Source organism: Pseudactinotalea suaedae, from assembly GCF_009733815.1.
Lineage (GTDB): Bacteria > Actinomycetota > Actinomycetes > Actinomycetales > Beutenbergiaceae > Pseudactinotalea > Pseudactinotalea suaedae.
This window is the reverse complement of sequence record NZ_WNXY01000004.1, coordinates 191783-206315: the sequence shown is the minus strand read 5'-3', so window position 1 is coordinate 206315 and position 14533 is coordinate 191783. Positions and strand designations below refer to the sequence as shown.

The 14533-nt window shown below is 71.4% G+C and carries 14 protein-coding genes; 6 read left to right on the top strand and 8 right to left on the bottom strand.

All coding sequences use genetic code 11. The annotated features are described in order from the left end of the window. Positions 1–5: 5 nt before the first annotated feature. The 6 genes from GPA04_RS08770 to GPA04_RS08745 are packed head-to-tail and all read right to left on the bottom strand — an operon-like array spanning position 6 to position 7090. Positions 6–683: an SDR family NAD(P)-dependent oxidoreductase gene (locus tag GPA04_RS08770; protein WP_156223702.1), complete on the bottom strand. Its 678-nt coding sequence runs from the start codon at positions 681–683 to the stop codon at positions 6–8. Next, a complete protein-coding gene (locus GPA04_RS08765; protein ID WP_156223701.1) occupies positions 680–1969 on the bottom strand; it encodes a hypothetical protein in 1290 nt (429 codons plus the stop codon). The genes GPA04_RS08770 and GPA04_RS08765 overlap by 4 nt, the downstream gene beginning before the upstream one ends. A gap of 3 nt (positions 1970–1972) precedes the next feature. Further along, positions 1973–3982, bottom strand: coding sequence for an alpha-galactosidase (locus GPA04_RS08760; protein WP_156223700.1), 2010 nt, complete (start codon positions 3980–3982; stop codon positions 1973–1975). Beyond that, the gene (locus GPA04_RS08755) at positions 3979–4824 is read right to left on the bottom strand and encodes a carbohydrate ABC transporter permease (protein ID WP_156223699.1); all 846 of its coding nucleotides are present in this window, start codon (positions 4822–4824) and stop codon (positions 3979–3981) included. Before GPA04_RS08755 ends, GPA04_RS08760 begins: the two co-directional genes overlap by 4 nt. Next, positions 4824–5765 (bottom strand): carbohydrate ABC transporter permease, encoded by a 942-nt coding sequence (locus GPA04_RS08750; RefSeq protein WP_156223698.1) that lies wholly within the window; start codon positions 5763–5765, stop codon positions 4824–4826. The genes GPA04_RS08755 and GPA04_RS08750 overlap by 1 nt, the downstream gene beginning before the upstream one ends. Further along, a complete protein-coding gene (locus GPA04_RS08745; RefSeq protein ID WP_156223697.1) occupies positions 5762–7090 on the bottom strand; it encodes an ABC transporter substrate-binding protein in 1329 nt (442 codons plus the stop codon). Before GPA04_RS08745 ends, GPA04_RS08750 begins: the two co-directional genes overlap by 4 nt. Before the next feature lie 329 nt (positions 7091–7419). Between GPA04_RS08745 and GPA04_RS08740 the strand changes: the two genes are divergently transcribed. The 5 genes from GPA04_RS08740 (at position 7420) to GPA04_RS08725 (ending at position 11708) form a co-directional block, all read left to right on the top strand. Beyond that, entirely contained in the window at positions 7420–8610 is a 1191-nt protein-coding gene (locus tag GPA04_RS08740; RefSeq protein ID WP_156223696.1) for a mandelate racemase/muconate lactonizing enzyme family protein, read from the top strand. Beyond that, positions 8607–9410 (top strand): FadR/GntR family transcriptional regulator, encoded by an 804-nt coding sequence (locus tag GPA04_RS08735; protein WP_241680681.1) that lies wholly within the window; start codon positions 8607–8609, stop codon positions 9408–9410. The genes GPA04_RS08740 and GPA04_RS08735 overlap by 4 nt, the downstream gene beginning before the upstream one ends. A 1-nt stretch (position 9411) precedes the next feature. Then, on the top strand, positions 9412–10335 hold the full coding sequence (locus GPA04_RS20995) for an aldose epimerase family protein (RefSeq protein ID WP_162458562.1): 924 nt from the start codon (positions 9412–9414) through the stop codon (positions 10333–10335). Beyond that, a complete protein-coding gene (locus tag GPA04_RS08730; RefSeq protein WP_162458561.1) occupies positions 10332–11075 on the top strand; it encodes an SDR family NAD(P)-dependent oxidoreductase in 744 nt (247 codons plus the stop codon). Before GPA04_RS20995 ends, GPA04_RS08730 begins: the two co-directional genes overlap by 4 nt. 114 nt (positions 11076–11189) lie before the next feature. After that, positions 11190–11708 (top strand): GNAT family N-acetyltransferase, encoded by a 519-nt coding sequence (locus GPA04_RS08725; protein WP_156223694.1) that lies wholly within the window; start codon positions 11190–11192, stop codon positions 11706–11708. A 6-nt stretch (positions 11709–11714) separates the two neighbouring features. On the opposite strand, the gene GPA04_RS08720 is transcribed toward GPA04_RS08725, so the two are convergent. Together GPA04_RS08720 and GPA04_RS08715 are read right to left on the bottom strand one after the other, a co-directional pair. Then, positions 11715–12173, bottom strand: a complete 459-nt coding sequence (locus GPA04_RS08720; protein WP_156223693.1) for a GrpB family protein — start codon at positions 12171–12173, stop codon at positions 11715–11717. Positions 12174–12175: 2 nt separating this feature from the next. Continuing rightward, positions 12176–12940 (bottom strand): DUF6796 family protein, encoded by a 765-nt coding sequence (locus GPA04_RS08715; RefSeq protein ID WP_156223692.1) that lies wholly within the window; start codon positions 12938–12940, stop codon positions 12176–12178. A gap of 76 nt (positions 12941–13016) precedes the next feature. On the opposite strand from GPA04_RS08715, the gene GPA04_RS08710 reads away from it, so the two are divergent. After that, the gene (locus GPA04_RS08710) at positions 13017–14522 is read left to right on the top strand and encodes an MFS transporter (RefSeq protein WP_162458560.1); all 1506 of its coding nucleotides are present in this window, start codon (positions 13017–13019) and stop codon (positions 14520–14522) included. The last annotated feature ends 11 nt before the right edge of the window (positions 14523–14533 follow it).

Here is a 14533-nt window from a genome sequence, read left to right as displayed (position 1 = left end):
CGCCCTCAGTAGGTCGCTCGACCGCCGCTGAGGTCGAAGACGGCACCGGTCGAGAACGAGACGGCGTCCGAGCACAGCCACGCGATCAGCTCGGCCGCCTCCTCGGGCCGCCCGACCCGTCCCATCGGGATCAGGCTCGTGATGCGCGCCAGCACCTCGGGCTCCGTCGCGGCGTTCATCGGGGTCGCGAACACCGCCGGGGCGACGGCGTTGACCAGGACACCCGAGGTGGCGAGCTCTTTGCCCAGCGACTTCGTGAGCGCGATGACCGCAGCCTTGGTCGCGCTGTACGCCGCGAGCCGGGGGTTGCCGTCCTTGCCCGCCATGCTCGCCAGCGTGACCACCCGGCCCCAGCCCCGCTCGACCATCCCGGGCACGAAGGCGCGGATCGGGTGGAGCGTCCCGTGCACGTTGACGTCGATGGTGCGCTGCCACTCCTGCGTGGTGGTGGACAGCAGCGGGCGGTTGGGTCCGACGATGCCGGCCGACGTCACGAGGACGTCGACCGGGCCGATGCGCGCGGCCACCTCGGCCACCGCCGCCGCGTCGGTCACGTCGACCACCTCGTCCGCGCTCGGGTCCAGGTCCAGCCCGATGCAGCGGACGCCGTCCCGGCGCAGCCGTACGCACGTCGCCGCGCCCAGCCCGCTCGCGGCGCCGGTGACCACCGCCGTCCGTGTCATGGCTGCACCTCGCGCTCGAGCTCCACCAGGTGGTCGCTGCCGTAGCGGTCCTGACCCGAGACGAGGTCCCCCCGGGGGATGTCCTTGACGAACAGCCGCGCTCGTCGACCGAGGCGGATGCCTGATCGGCGGCCGGCCACGTCGTCGGGCTCGTCGGTGGGCTGCAAGGCGGGGTACCAGAGGGTGCGACCGGGGCGGCTCAGCAGCTCCACCGGGGTCGACCAGCGCTGGGAGGCGTCCCCGGCGCCGAGATCGGCCTCGGTGTTGATCGACACGAAGACCGAGTCGCCCACCCAGAACGGCCCGTCGACGCGGCCCATGAGCATGACCCACACGCCCAGGTGCTCGTTCCAGCTCACCGACGGACCCCAGTAGTAGCGCCGGTCGCCCTGCGAGACCGGGCCGCCGCCGTCGGCGTCGTCGATCTGGAGCGATCTGATCGGTGCGCCGGCGCCGTCCCACAGGGCCTCGAAGGCGACGCCGTCCCAGCGGCGCGCCCTGCCCGTCGGCTCGTCGAGGTCCTCGAGCGGGACGCGCGCGACGCCGATGCACTGCGCCGCGGCCTCGGTCGGGGCGTCCCAGCCGCCCGCGGACCACGCCTCGGGGTAGGCGTACTCGCCGAAGAACACGTAGAGGTGATCACCGCACGCGACGGCGCTCGGGTCGCCGACACCACCCGGGAAGCAGAAGTTCCGGTTGACCGGGAGCCGGATCATCCGGTCGTCGCCGTCCTCCAGGAGGATCCCGCGGTCGTCCCAGCTGGCTCCGGCGTCGGTGCTTCGCATGACACCGATGCGCGGAACGGCCTGCACCGAGCCGTCTCCGAGGAGCCCGGGTGGCCAGTCGTGATCGCGCAGCCCCGTCCCGGAGGCCTCGTCCCAGGGGAGTGTCTGCGGGTAGTTCTCGTTGTGGTAGAGCGCGTACAGGGTGTGGCCGCTGGGGTCCCGGGTGTCCTGGTGGATGCTCTCGAACCACACGGCGCCGTGCAGCCCGGCCGAGCCGGCTGGCGCGTTCGGGGGCAGATCGAGCCGGACCAGCTCCGGCTCGGACCGCGTCAGGGCGGACGAGGGCACCGGCCCCGACCCCATCCGCAGGTGGTCGGCCGGGCCCCAGACCGGGTCCTCGCCGTGCTTGCCGGGAAAGATGCGGTACTCGTCCTGCACCCACGCCGTCGCCATGTTGCAGTCGACGAAGGCGCCGTAGACCAGTGGCTCCGCGTCGCGGACGCGGAGCACGATGTCCTCGACACCGGTGCGCACCACCCGCTCGGTCGGTCCGGATGCCATCGTTCAGTCCTCCACCGGTTCGATGAGCAGCAACCACGACGTCTGGCCGGTGCTCGCGTCGAGCGGGACGGCGCTGGCGAGCTCGGCGCCAGGGAGGACGACGGGGTCGTGGCCCGCGTGCCGGACGCGGTACCGCCGTCGCGTGTCGAGCCCCTGCACGCCGAGCACGGGCGCCCCCGTGCCGTCGAGGTCGAACGCTCCGAGGACATGGACGTCGCGCTCCTCGTCGCTGAGCTGCGCGGCGGGGCGGCGCTCGCCCGAGCCGCCGCGCCCGGGCGCCGCCGTCAGGGTGCGCAGGACAGCTGTGGGCAGCAGCGGAGCCACGTGCTCGCGGTAGAAGCGGACGTGGAGCGCCAGCCGCTCGTGCAGTGCCGGAGCCAGATCGGGCAGCCGGATGCTCACGCCGAAGCGGTGCAGCATCGCGGCCCGCAGCATCGTGTCGAACCGCTCCGGCGCGAGGGTCGCCCAGTCGACGCGCTGCTGCGGGTGGTCGCCGCGCCACTGCGACTGCGACCAGTGCAGGATCCCCAGCGGCGGCAGCATCCGAGCAGCGCCCCACAGCACCTGCAGGTGGTGCTCGGTCCAGTCCGGGTCGGACAGGAAGAAGCCGTGGATGTGGCGCGCGAGGCCGAGGTCGATCCGCAGGCCTCCTGAGGAGCACGCCTCGAGGAGCACGTCCGGGTGGCGGCTCCGGAACTCGTCCAGCACGGCGTAGAGGCCGAGGTAGTGACGGAACAGACCCTCGCCGGCCCCGTGACCGTGGTCGGTCCGGGTGCAGCCCGCGTCCGGGTCGACGTTGAAGTCCAGCTTCACCCAGCGGGCGCCGATGGTCGTGACGAGGCGACTCATGGACTCGAGCACGTGGGAACGGCCGGCCGGCGAGCCGAGGCAGGCGTATCCGAGGAACGTCGGGTCGTCGTCGTCGAGGGAGACCGTCGTGACCCGGTAGGAGGGGTCGTGCCGGCGTCCGTCGGTGGCCAGCGCCAGGATCTCCGGTCGCTGACGCCGGACGAGCGCGGAGCGCCCGACGGCCTCCGCCTCGATCCAGATGCCGGGCTCGGCACCGGCGGCACGGATCCTGTCCCCGACCGCCGCGAGACCCGAGGGGAACCGCGCCGTGTTGACGAGATCCCAGTCCCCGCGCTGCTCCTGCCAGTCGCTCGCGGCGTCGGCCGCGCCGAACCACCCGGCGTCGATCGTGACGACCGGCAGCCCCAGCGTCGCGGCGACATCGGCGTTGGCGCCGATCACGGCCTCGTCGACCTCCTGGTCCTCGTAGGGCCACCAGTGGTTCCACTCCGGTGGGGCGGAGTCCGACCACGGGGAGCGGGCGAGCCAACGGTCGCGCACGGCGCGCTGCAGCGTCAGCGCCGCCTCGTCCGTGGTGGTGCCGACGGCGAGCACGACGGACGGGGCCGAGAGCGTCTCTCCCGGTGCGAGCTCGATCCCGAGCTGCCACGGGGAGATGCCCGCGCTGATCCGGCCGTGAGCGAGCGCGTTGATCCACCAGTTGCCGCTCCAGGCCGGGCTGATCACGATCGCGGCCGGGTGGTCCTCCGCCTCCAGCCCCAGCCACGGGCTGTGGCCGTGGGAGGAGCGGCCCGAGCGTACGTCGAGCACCACGTCATGACGCGTGGTGCCGTGCCGCGGCCGGAACTCGTCGCCCCACGCCGAGCGGTACCAGGTGGTGGTCCAGTGCCCGAGCTCGGGCTGGAGCTCCAGGAGCAGCGGGTCGAGCCGCGTCAGCAGCATCGGCTCGGAGCCCTCGTTGCGCAGGTCGAGCCCGATCTCCCAGACCGCGTGCTCGTCCTGCCGGCGAGCCCACCACGTGACCGTCGTCGTGCCGATGCGCGTGCGCACCGTCGGCTCCTCGCCGGTGAGCACCTCACCGTCGGCGGTCAGGGGTCGGCGGTCGATCTCCACCAGGCCCGGGCGTAGCAGCCCGAGCGTCGTGCCGTCGAGGGCGAGCTCGACGGCGCCGTCCTCGTGGACCTGCACACCTGCGCCGCTCATCGGCTCACTCCCACCTGAAGGCCCTGCATGATGTACCGCGACGCGACCGCGAGCAGCAGCAGCGGCACGGACGCAGTGATCGCCAGGCCCGCCGAGACCAGCGGCTGGTCGGTGACGAACCGCTCGCCGATGTTGGCCAGCGTCGGTGTCAGGAGACGGTCCGCCTGGTCGGGGATCAGGATGATCGCGAAGATCAGCTCGTTCCAGACCCCGAGGAACTGCAGCACCGCGAGGGTGGCGAGACCGCTCAGCCCCATCGGGACCACGATCGAGCCCAAGGTGCGGAAGAAGCCGGCGCCGTCGATCCGTGCCGCCTCGATGACCTCGACCGGCACGCCGCGGAAGGAGAGCGTCAGGAAGAACACCGAGAACGGCAGCCCCGTGGCGACGTAGACCAGGATCAGGCCCGGGTAGGTGGCGACGAGGTCCATGCGCGAGAGCATGAGGTAGATCGGGATGATCAGCACCGGGCCGGGGATGAGCATCACCGACACGAAGACGGACGTGATCACGCGGCGTCCGGGGACGGGGTACCTGGCCAGACCGTACCCGGCGAAGATCGCCAGCAGGAGCACGATCGAGACCGTCACACCGGTGACCGCCAGGCTCCGGACGAACGCGTCGCCCACCCCGTAGACGCGGGACAGCGTCGTGTAGTTGTCCAGCGTCCAGATCGCCGGCAGCCCGAAGGGGTCCTGCAGGTAGTCGGCGTTGGGCCGCAGCGACGTCAGGGTGACGAAGAACAGCGGGTAGATGATCGTCGCCGCGACCACGCACAGGCCGATGAAGATCGGCCACCGGCCGCGTCGCGTCAGGCGTGTGCTGACCTGCTCGGCCGCCATCAGTCCTCCTCCTGGAGCCGGAACACCCGGTTCTGCACAAGCGTGAGCACGCCGATGAACAGGAACAGCACGACGGCGAGTGCCGCCCCGGAGCCCAGGTTGGTGCTCGAGAAGGCCCGGAGGTACACCAGGTAGTCGATCGTGGTGGTGTCGAAGCCCGGGCCGCCGGCCGTCATCACGTAGACGAACCCGAACAACGAGGTGAACGTGTACAGCACGTTGATGATGAACACGAAGCCGAGCACGCGTCGGATGTTGGGGATCGTGATGTGCCAGAGCCGCTTCCACCAGCCCGCCCCGTCCAGCGCGGCCGCCTCGAACACGGCGGGGTCGATCGACGTGAGGCCGGCGAGGAGCAGCAGCGACTGGTAGCCGAAGCCCGACCACACGAGGGCGAGCACGATGACCGAGATCGCCAGCGTGCCGTCGGTGAAGAACTGCACAGGCTCGACGCCGAGGAGCCCCAGCGCCTGGTTGACGCCGCCGTAGTAGCCGAAGGCGTTGCGGAACATGAGGCCGATGACGGCGACAGAGAGCACGTTGGGCAGGAAGAACACCACCCGGAAGAGCCGCCAGCCCCGGACGCGTTCGAAGAGCAGGACCGAGACGATGAGTGCCGAGAAGATGACCAGCGGGACCGAGACCAGGAACTTCAGGTTGTTGCCGAACACCTGATGCACCACCGGGTCGCTGAGCAGCGCGGTGTAGTTGGCCAGGCCCACCCACGCGAAGGTCAGGCCGTTGGTCTTGGTGAAGCTGATGTAGAGCGCGTAGGCCACGGGGAACGCCATGAAACCGACGACCATCACCAGCGCCGGCAGCACCGCTGCCAGACCGATGAGCCGTTGCCGGCGGCTCGCGACCGACAGGCGCGCAGCGCCCCGCGCCCCCGCTGCCGCCGGAGCGGGAGCGGGAGCGCGGCGCGTGGTGGGAGCGGTCACTGCGCCGCGATCTCCTGCTCGTAGGAGGCCGCGAGCTGCGCCACGGCGTCCTCGGGCGTGATGCTGCCGAGGTAGACGCCGGCGTTGACCCGGTAGAACAGGTCGATGGTGGCCTGCGGCATCACGCTGTCGAAGGCGAACACGACGCCGTCCGTGGATTCCGAGAGCTGGGCGAACTGCTGCTGGAGCAAGGGGTTCTGGATCAGCGAGGCGTCGCCGTCGACATGGTTGGACGCCTGCGTCTGATACAGCTCGACGAACGTGTCCTGGTTCGCCGGCTCGGCGAGGAACTGCAGGAACTCGCCCGCCAGGTCCTGCTTCTCCGAGTACTCGGTGATCGACAGCGCGATCTCCGGTCCGCCGGCACCCATCGCGGGGTAGGGGGAGCCGTCGAGCATCGGGATGAAGAAGGTCTCGATGTCGTCGCCGAACGCCTCGACCATCGCGTTGTTCTCCCACGACCCGACGATGTAGTACGCACCTCCGCCACCGATGAAGCCGGCGCTGGAGTCGCCGTTGGCGACCTGTCCCGCGTCAGGGTTCGCCAGGCCGCCCTGGCCGAGCTCGGCGAACGTCGTGTATGCCTGAAGCATCGCCGGGTCGTCGACCGGGATCGCCCCGCTGTACATCTGCGTGAAGGCATCCTCGCCGAGCTCACCGCCGACGAGGGCGGAGATGATCCAGGCTCCCGGGTAGCCCTCGAGGTTCGCCACCCAGAACCCGTTGTGGTCCGTGGTGTCCACGACGGTCTGCGCGTTGTCGACCATGTCCTCCCACGTCTCGGGGTGGTCCTGCGGGTCGAGGCCCGCCTCACGCAGGATCTCGTTGTTGGTGAAGACCGTGAACAGGTTGCCGGCGCCGTACGGCATGCCGAGCAGGCGGCCTTCGGGCTCGAAGCCTTCGCGGTTGACGTTGAAGCCCGCCATCGACTCCAGCATCTCGTCGGTGACGTACGGCGACAGGTCGGTGAAGAACTCGCCGAACGAGGTCGTCGGACCTCCGGCGTACTGGATCCGGATGTCCGGCCCGTCCCCGGCGATCGAGGCGGCCTGGAACTGTGCGCTGTTCGCGCTGATGTCACCGCCCTGCTGCACCACGGTCACGGAGACGCCCTCGTTGGCCTCCTCGAAGGCCGCCGCCATCTGGTCGATGAAGGAGTTGTCCATGTCGGCGGAGCCGTCGTCGTTCGTCCGGCCCAGCAGCCCGGTGTCCCAGATCACCAGCTCGTTCTCGCCCGCCTCCTCGCCGCCGCCGCCCGAGCAGGCGCCGATCGCGACGAGGGTGCTGGTGATGAGGAGCAGGGAACCGATCGTTCGCTTCGTCATCTCAGTGTCCTTCCCGTGGTGGTGGGCGCCGGGACCGCGTCGACGACGGGTGACTGGACCGCGCGGCACGACGACGGTGCGCCCGCTGGTGCGGCGCCGCTCGTCTGGTACCCACGGGAGGGTCGTTCCGACATCATCGTCCGTTCGCCTGGTCGTCGGTCCATCCCGACAACGCCATTAGATCATACCTTTGTTCTGGTTTCTATGGCATGCTGGGCAAGAAGCGCTCGACCAGCGGTTGTGATCGAAGCGTTACATACGATGTTCATTCACTCGCGCTGCTGCGAGAGGTCGGTGTCCCGACCGTGACACGCTGCGAAGGCGGGCCCATGCAGATCGATACGGTCGAGTTCTTCTACGCCGCGATGCCCGAGGTGACCCTCGAGGCCGACGGGAGCCAGGACGCACTGCTGGTGCGCGTGGTCAGCGATGACGGCCACGTGGGATGGGGCGAGTGCGAGGCGTCGCCACTGACCTCGATCGCGGCGTACGTCACGCCGCGCTCGCACGGGGTGTGCCAGCCGGTCTCGGCCAGCGTCGTCGGCCAAGCGATCGACACCCCCGACGACATCCGGCGCATCGCGTCCGAGGTGCGTCGCCGCAGCATGGATCTGCTCCAGGCCGCGCACACGTGGTCGGGTATCGAGATCGCGCTCTGGGACCTGCTGGGGCGTCGCCGGGAGGAGCCGGTCTGGAGGCTGCTGGGTTACGAGACCAGCCACCCGAAGGTCCCCTACGCGTCGATGCTGCTGGGCTCGACGCCGCAGGAGACGCTGGAGCGCGCCCGGGCGGCACGCGAGGACGGCTACCGGGCGGTCAAGGTCGGGTGGGGCGCGTTCGGGGCGTCGGTGGCCTCCGACGCCGATCACGTCGCGGCCGCACGGGAGGGCCTCGGTGACGACGGTGAGCTTCTCCTGGACGCCGGGCAGATCTGGGTCGACGACGTCGAGGCGGCGTCCGAGCGGCTGGAGGCGCTCGCCCGGGCACGCGTCACCTGGCTGGAGGAGCCCTTCGTCGCCGACGCCTACAGCGCGTACGCGGCGCTCGCGGCACGGACCCCCTCGGTCGCGCTCGCCGGTGGCGAGGGCGCGCACACGGCGTCGATGGCGACCAACGTCATCGACTACGGCGCCGTCGACTACGTGCAGGTCGACACCGCCCGGATCGGCGGCATCGGGCCGGCAGCGGACGTCGCGGCCCACGCGGTCATGCGCGGCGTCGTCTACGTGAACCACACGTTCACCTCCCACCTGGCCCTGTCGGCGTCGTTGCAGCCGTACGCAGGTCTGGCCGACCACCGGCTGTGCGAGTACCCGGTGCACCCGCGCCCGGTGGCGCTGGCGGTCACGCGCGAGCACCTGGCCCGCGACGGCAACGGCGAGGTGCGCGCGCCTGACGCCCCGGGGCTCGGCGTCGACGTCGACCTCGCGGCGCTCGATCCCTACCTGCGCACGGTCGAGATCCTTATCGACGGCGTGTCGCTGTTCCGCAGCCCCGCTGCCACCGGGAACCTAGGGTGATCCTGACCGACGGCGTCGACGAGGGGCGGAGGGCACGGGTGGCGTCGATGCCGACCGACCAGGACCGGACCTCCGGGTACTCGATGCGCGGGCAGCAGGGTCGGGTGATCGACGCCGTGGGCCGGGAGATCGTGTCGGGTCGGTTCCCGATCGGCGAGCTCATCTCGAAGGAGGCCGACCTCTCGGCCACCTACGGCGTCAGCCGGACCTCGGTTCGCGAGGCCATGCGGGTGCTCGCGGCGAAGGGTCTCGTCGACATCCGCCAGAAGGTCGGCACGCGGGTGCGTCAGCGCGAGCAGTGGAACGTCTTCGACGGCGACATCTTGCGGTGGCACAGCGAGGAGGGCCTCGGCGAGTCGATCTTGCGCGACCTCGTCGAGATCCGGCAGATCCTCGAGCCGCAGGCGGCACGGCTGGCCGCCGGGCGCGCGCAGATGGACGACCTGCACCGGCTGCACCAGATCGTTGAGGCGATGACGCAGGCCATCGGTGACCCGCAGGCGTACGCCGTCACCGACGTCGACTTCCACATGGCCGTCTACGCCGCATCCCACAACGTGCTGCTGCGACAGTTCGGCGCGGTGGTGGCGGACTACCTGCGGCTGAGCTTCGAGCTCCAGCAGGAGGTCGACGCCAGCGAGCCGGTGCTGGCCGAGGACGTCGAGCGGCACGCCGACGTGTTGCGGGCGATCGATCGCGGCGAGGGCGAGCGTGCGGCCGAACGGATGCTCGAGGTGGTGCTCGACGGCAAGAACGCGCTCGCGCGGGCGCTCGGCGGGCAGCGGCCGGCGAGCGGCTGAGATGGCCGCCGTCGTGCTGGCACGGTCGAGCGGGGGCCACGAGGTGCGGGGGTCGGTGCTCCCGGGTGCGGGCGCCGTGCTCGTCGACCTCGTGGTCGACTCCATCGACCTGCTGGCACGCACGCCGTGGGCCGGACGCGTCGTCGACGAGGTCTCGCCCGCGCCGGACGAGGACGACTGGGTGCGCCGGTGGCGGGGCGGCTGGCAGCTCTGCCTCCCCACGGCCGGCCAGCCGCAGCCCGACGCGCAGCCGGCCCAGGGGTTCCACGGGACGGCGTCGCAGGCGCCGTGGCGCGTCGACCACACCTCGGACGTCGGCGTGCGGCTGGCATGGTCGGACGAGGACCTCGACGTGGTCCGGTCCTGGTCGCTCGAGCCGACAGGGGCACGGGTCTGCACGACCGTGCGCAACGTCGGGACCCGCCCGCGCGAGGTGATCGTCGCCGAGCACCTCGTGCTGGGCTCGGACGTGCTCGCTCCCGTGGTCGAGGACGGCGCCGCGCTCGACCTCGACGTCGCGCCTGGCACCATGCTCGCCGATCTCGACTACGACGGCCGCCCCCGCGGGCACGTCGTGCCGTGGCCCGGTGACCCGCGCGAGAGGTGGGCACGCGTGACCGCGGCGACCCCGGCACGCGTCGCTGCGCTCCTCCATCCCCGACCGCGACGGGTCCGGCTTCACCGACCCGGCGCGTCGGTGGAGGTCCGGTGGGACGGGTTGCCGCACGCGCTGCTGTGGCAGGAGCTGCGCCGCAGCACCGAGTCGCCGTGGGACGGGGCGGTGGTGGCGATGGGGATCGAGCCGACGACCACGGCCCACGGCGCGGGCACCGCGGCGGGCGGCGCGGTGCCGCTCGGACCCGGCAAGACCATGACCTGGAGCGCGTCGCTGCGGCTCCTCGACCACGACAGGAGCGACCCGTGACCGGAGCCGAGACCCCACCCGCGCCTCTGCGCACCCTCGTCACCGGCGCGGCGGGCGGCATCGGCGCGGCGGTGGCCGCGGCGCTGCGCGGGCGCGGCGACCACGTCGTCGGCCTGGACCGCGTCGACGACGTCGACATCATCGGCGTCGACCTCGCCGATGACCGCCGACGGGTGGAGGTGGTGGAGCAGGTCATCCGGACGTGGGGCGGCATCGACGTCCTCGTCAACGTCGCCGGGGTCTTCGCACCGGGCGGAGTCACCGACTCCGACCCCTCGGACTGGCGCCCGGTGTGGGCGGTCGACCTCGAGGCGCCGCTGCATCTCATGCGGCTGTGCGCGCCGACGATGGTCGCGCAGGGGTTCGGGCGGATCGTCAACGTGACGAGCGTGCACGCCCGCTCGGGCAGCCCGGGATGCCTGGCCTACGACGTCGCGAAGGCCGGCCTCGAGGCCGGAACTCGGTCGGCGGCCATCGATCTCGGCCGCTCCGGCGTGCTGGTCAACGCCGTGGCCCCGGGATTTGTGCGCACCGCGATGAGCACACTGGCGGACGGGACCGACGAGACCGAGTCCGCCCCGTTCGTCGCCACCTACGTCGACGGCGGGAAGCTGCCGCTCGGGCGCGGTGCGAGGGCCGGGGAGATCGCCCCGGCCGTGCTGTTCCTCACCGCGCGGGAGAACACCTACGTCACCGGCTCGGTCGTGACGGTCGACGGCGGCCTCACCGCGACGTTCTGATGATCCGCTCGGTCGGGGGGATCGGGGGCCCAGTCCTCGGCGTTCCCAGGGGCGTGGTGCGGTGCCCGATGTAGTGGAGCGGCGCGCCCGACGTCCGTTGCCTACGTTGGCTGCATGCGAATCGAGCTGCGGCCGCTGACCGAGAGCGACGTACAGGCGCACAACGACGGTGAGGACGCCGAGACCGTTCGGTGGTTGACGGGCGCACCGGGCACCCCCGATTCGACCGCGAGGCACATCGCGATGCTGGCCGAGAACGCCGTTCGGGGCCAGGGCCAACAGGGTTTCGGTGTCTGGCTCGAGGACCGGCTGGCCGGATACGTGGACTACAACCCCGCCGTCGACGACGGCCTGGAGCCCGGCGAGGTGAACATCACCTACGCGACGCACCCCTGGGCGCGAGGTCGAGGCGTCGCCGTCGCCGCGGTCCAGCTGTTGTGCGATCGAATGGCCGAGCACGCCGAGGGCAGTCACGCCGCGATCCGGGTGGACCCCGAGAACCACGCCTCGGTGCGTGTCGCCGAGAAGGCGGGCTTCACGCTGGCTCGCGAGGTCGAGTCGACCACCGACGTCAGGCCCGACGGGACGCTGGCGACACTGCTCGTCTGGTTGCGAGATCTCGCTGAGGTGTGATGCCTGTCAGGAGTAGCCGCCCAACCGGCCGAAGAACTCCGCCTTCTTCTCCTCGTAGACGTCCGTGCCGTGGTACGTCCGCTTGAGGGCGTTGTACTCCTCGAGCAGGCCCGGTTCGGCGGCCAGCTGCGCCCAGCTGGACAGGAAGAACCTGTCGTGCTCTGAGCCGACCGGGGTGGCTGCGAGACCGACGGGGAGCTCGTCCGGAACCTCGAACGTCGCCAGCGTCGGTCCCCAGATCTCCGCCTTCACCGGCACGTAGAGGTCGGTGAGCACGCTGACGGCGTGGTCGAAGTCGCCTGTGACGCGGCAGTGCAGATCGATATCACCGCCGGTGATCGCTCCTGGCAGTGAGCTCCCACCGGTCAAGCGGAGCTCGACCCCGGGAAGCAGCGGCTCGAGGCGCTGCTGCTCCCGCGCGCGAATACGGCGTCCCTCGTCGATGAGCTCGGTAGCGGGTCGCAACGTCAATGGACCATCGATCCAGCCGCACGTCGATGGCTGTCGCGCTGGTCCGACGCGGCGGTGATCGCGAAGTACGCCATCAGGCCGATGCTGATGGACGCTGGACGCGCGTATCCACCGACCGGAGCTGGAAGAGCGCCGAAGCTCAGCAACGTGGCCATCACCGACGGAAGGGGCGTCACGACCGCCTGCCATGCGCCGGCTGAGTCGCGCCGACGCAGCGCAGCCACCGTCAGGCTGGCGCTGTAGGCGGCGAGCGCGCCGAGCGTGGCAGCGGTGCTGATCGCCAGCAGCGGAGTCGCAGAGCGTGGCGCACGGCGGGCCTCGTCGTCGGACCCGAGAGGCTCTTCCATCGCCTTCTTGTAGGCCAGGATCACCGTGGCACAGCACTGGTGGGTGAGGACGCCGGCCACGGCGAACGCGGTGGCCGACGCCTCCGCGACCTGGCGCTCGCGCCCGGCGGGGAGCGTTCGACTGATGCCCCGCATCGCCAGCCACTGCAGCAGGCCGATACCGACGTTGCCGGTGAGCGTCCCGGCATGGATGCGACGCACGGGGAGGCGGGCGCCGTTCCACAAAGACCGCCACGCGTTGTCGGGATCGATGTGCGACGGAACCATGCCGGCGGCCTGGTCGAAGTCTCGGCCGGAACTGGGGCGGCCGAGGATGAGCACGTCGCCGATCGCGGACATGAGGGCACCGGCCAAGCCGACCACGGCGGGGCCCCGGCGGCCGGCAGGTCGCTGGACGGCGGTCGATCTGACCATGGCCGCATGCTAGCCGCGAGGCCACGCGCGACGGCGGTGTCGTAACGATTCGATTCCGGCCGTATCCTGAGTGCCCGTGACCTACTCGCTGCACCGTCGTCGCGCCCCATTGGCCGAGGCCCGCCCTTGGACACCACGGCAGTGGGCGGCGCTGGTGTGCGTGCTGGCCGGGTACGTGGTGGGCACGCTGACGACGTCGGGCACCGCGATCGCGCTCCCGACGATCGCCACCGAGCTGCGCGCCGGTCCCGCCGGGATGCAGTGGTTCGTCACCGGCTACCTGCTCGCCGCGACGTGCCTGGTCCTGGTGGCTGGCGCGCTCGGGGACCGGTACGGGCGGCGGCTGGTGCTGCGGATCTCCTCGATCCTCTACACCGCGGGCATGGTCGGCGCTGCGCTCGCGCAGGACATCGTCTCGCTCGACGCCGCCCGGATCCTGTCCGGTGTCGGCTCGGCCGGTCTGATGGCGTGCGGCGCTGCCGTGCTCGCGAGCTCCTTCGACGGCGTGGACCGCGTGCGTGCGTTCGCGCTGTGCGGCACCGCAGGAGGCATCGGCATGGCCTTCGGGCCGACCGCCGCGGGGTGGATCGTGGCGCAGGCGGGCTGGCGCGGCACCTTCGTGGTGCTCGCCGCGGTCTCGGTCCTCATGGTCGTGAGCACCTATCTCATCGAGGAGAGCCGGGCAGCGCAGCCGCGCCGCCTCGACGTCGCCGGTGCCGTGCTGCTCACGATCGGGCTCAGCCTGCTGCTGCTGGGGATCTCGACCGGCACCGCCTCCGGGTTCACCGTCGTCGTCGTGGGCGAGCTGGTGGTGGCGTGCTTGGTGCTCGCGGCGTTCGTGGTGCGCTGCCTGCGGGTGGCGGAGCCGTTGCTCGACCTGGCCCTGGTGAAGAACCGGGAGGTCGCGGGGTGGCTGCTCGCGAGCGTGATGGGCCCGGTCGGGCTCGCGGGCTTCACCGTGTACCTGCCGACCTATCTGCTCACGGTGCGCGGCGTCGAGGCCGGTCCGGCCGGCACCTGGATGCTGGCGTTCACCGTTCCGATCTTCGTGACGCCGATGCTCGCCTCGCGCTGGGTCACGCGCGGTGGGTCGCCCGCCCGCGCCGTGGCGCTCGCACTCGGTCTGATGAGCACGGGTCTCTTCGCGCTGGCGGCGCTCGCCACGAACCCTGCCGCCTGGGCGATCCTCGTCCCGACTGCACTGCTCGGGGTGGCCTCCGGCACGCTGACGGGCCTGTGCGACGCCCAGCTGATGAGCAGGGCCGGCAGCGAGCACGTCGGCATGATGTCCGGTCTGCTCAACACGGTGCGCACGGGTGTCACGTCGATCGTGCTCGGCGTCTTCGGAGGTGGGCTGGCCGTCGCGATCGGTCGCGCCGTCGGCGGCGGCGAGACGGCCGATCGCCTCGCGACCGGTGACGTCAGCGGTCTCGACCCCGAGGTCGCGGTGAGCGGCTTCGGGTCGGGATGGGCCGCCGTCGTCGGGGTCAACGGTGTGGTGATCGCCGCCGTCGCCGCGGTGTTCGTGATGCTGCTGCGCGGGCGTCGTCGGCCCGCGCGAGCGGACCGATCAGTCGACTGAGGACGACGCCG

Excerpts from the sequence above, each read along its gene's own strand:
- GPA04_RS08770 (WP_156223702.1), bottom strand. The coding sequence starts at position 683 with ATGACACGGACGGCGGTGGTCACCGGCGCCGCGAGCGGGCTGGGCGCG.
- GPA04_RS08765 (WP_156223701.1), bottom strand. The coding sequence starts at position 1,969 with ATGGCATCCGGACCGACCGAGCGGGTGGTGCGCACCGGTGTCGAGGAC.
- GPA04_RS08760 (WP_156223700.1), bottom strand. The coding sequence starts at position 3,982 with ATGAGCGGCGCAGGTGTGCAGGTCCACGAGGACGGCGCCGTCGAGCTC.
- GPA04_RS08755 (WP_156223699.1), bottom strand. The coding sequence starts at position 4,824 with ATGGCGGCCGAGCAGGTCAGCACACGCCTGACGCGACGCGGCCGGTGG.
- GPA04_RS08745 (WP_156223697.1), bottom strand. The coding sequence starts at position 7,090 with ATGACGAAGCGAACGATCGGTTCCCTGCTCCTCATCACCAGCACCCTC.
- GPA04_RS08740 (WP_156223696.1), top strand. The coding sequence starts at position 7,420 with ATGCAGATCGATACGGTCGAGTTCTTCTACGCCGCGATGCCCGAGGTG.
- GPA04_RS20995 (WP_162458562.1), top strand. The coding sequence starts at position 9,412 with ATGGCCGCCGTCGTGCTGGCACGGTCGAGCGGGGGCCACGAGGTGCGG.
- GPA04_RS08725 (WP_156223694.1), top strand. The coding sequence starts at position 11,190 with ATGCGAATCGAGCTGCGGCCGCTGACCGAGAGCGACGTACAGGCGCAC.
- GPA04_RS08715 (WP_156223692.1), bottom strand. The coding sequence starts at position 12,940 with ATGGTCAGATCGACCGCCGTCCAGCGACCTGCCGGCCGCCGGGGCCCC.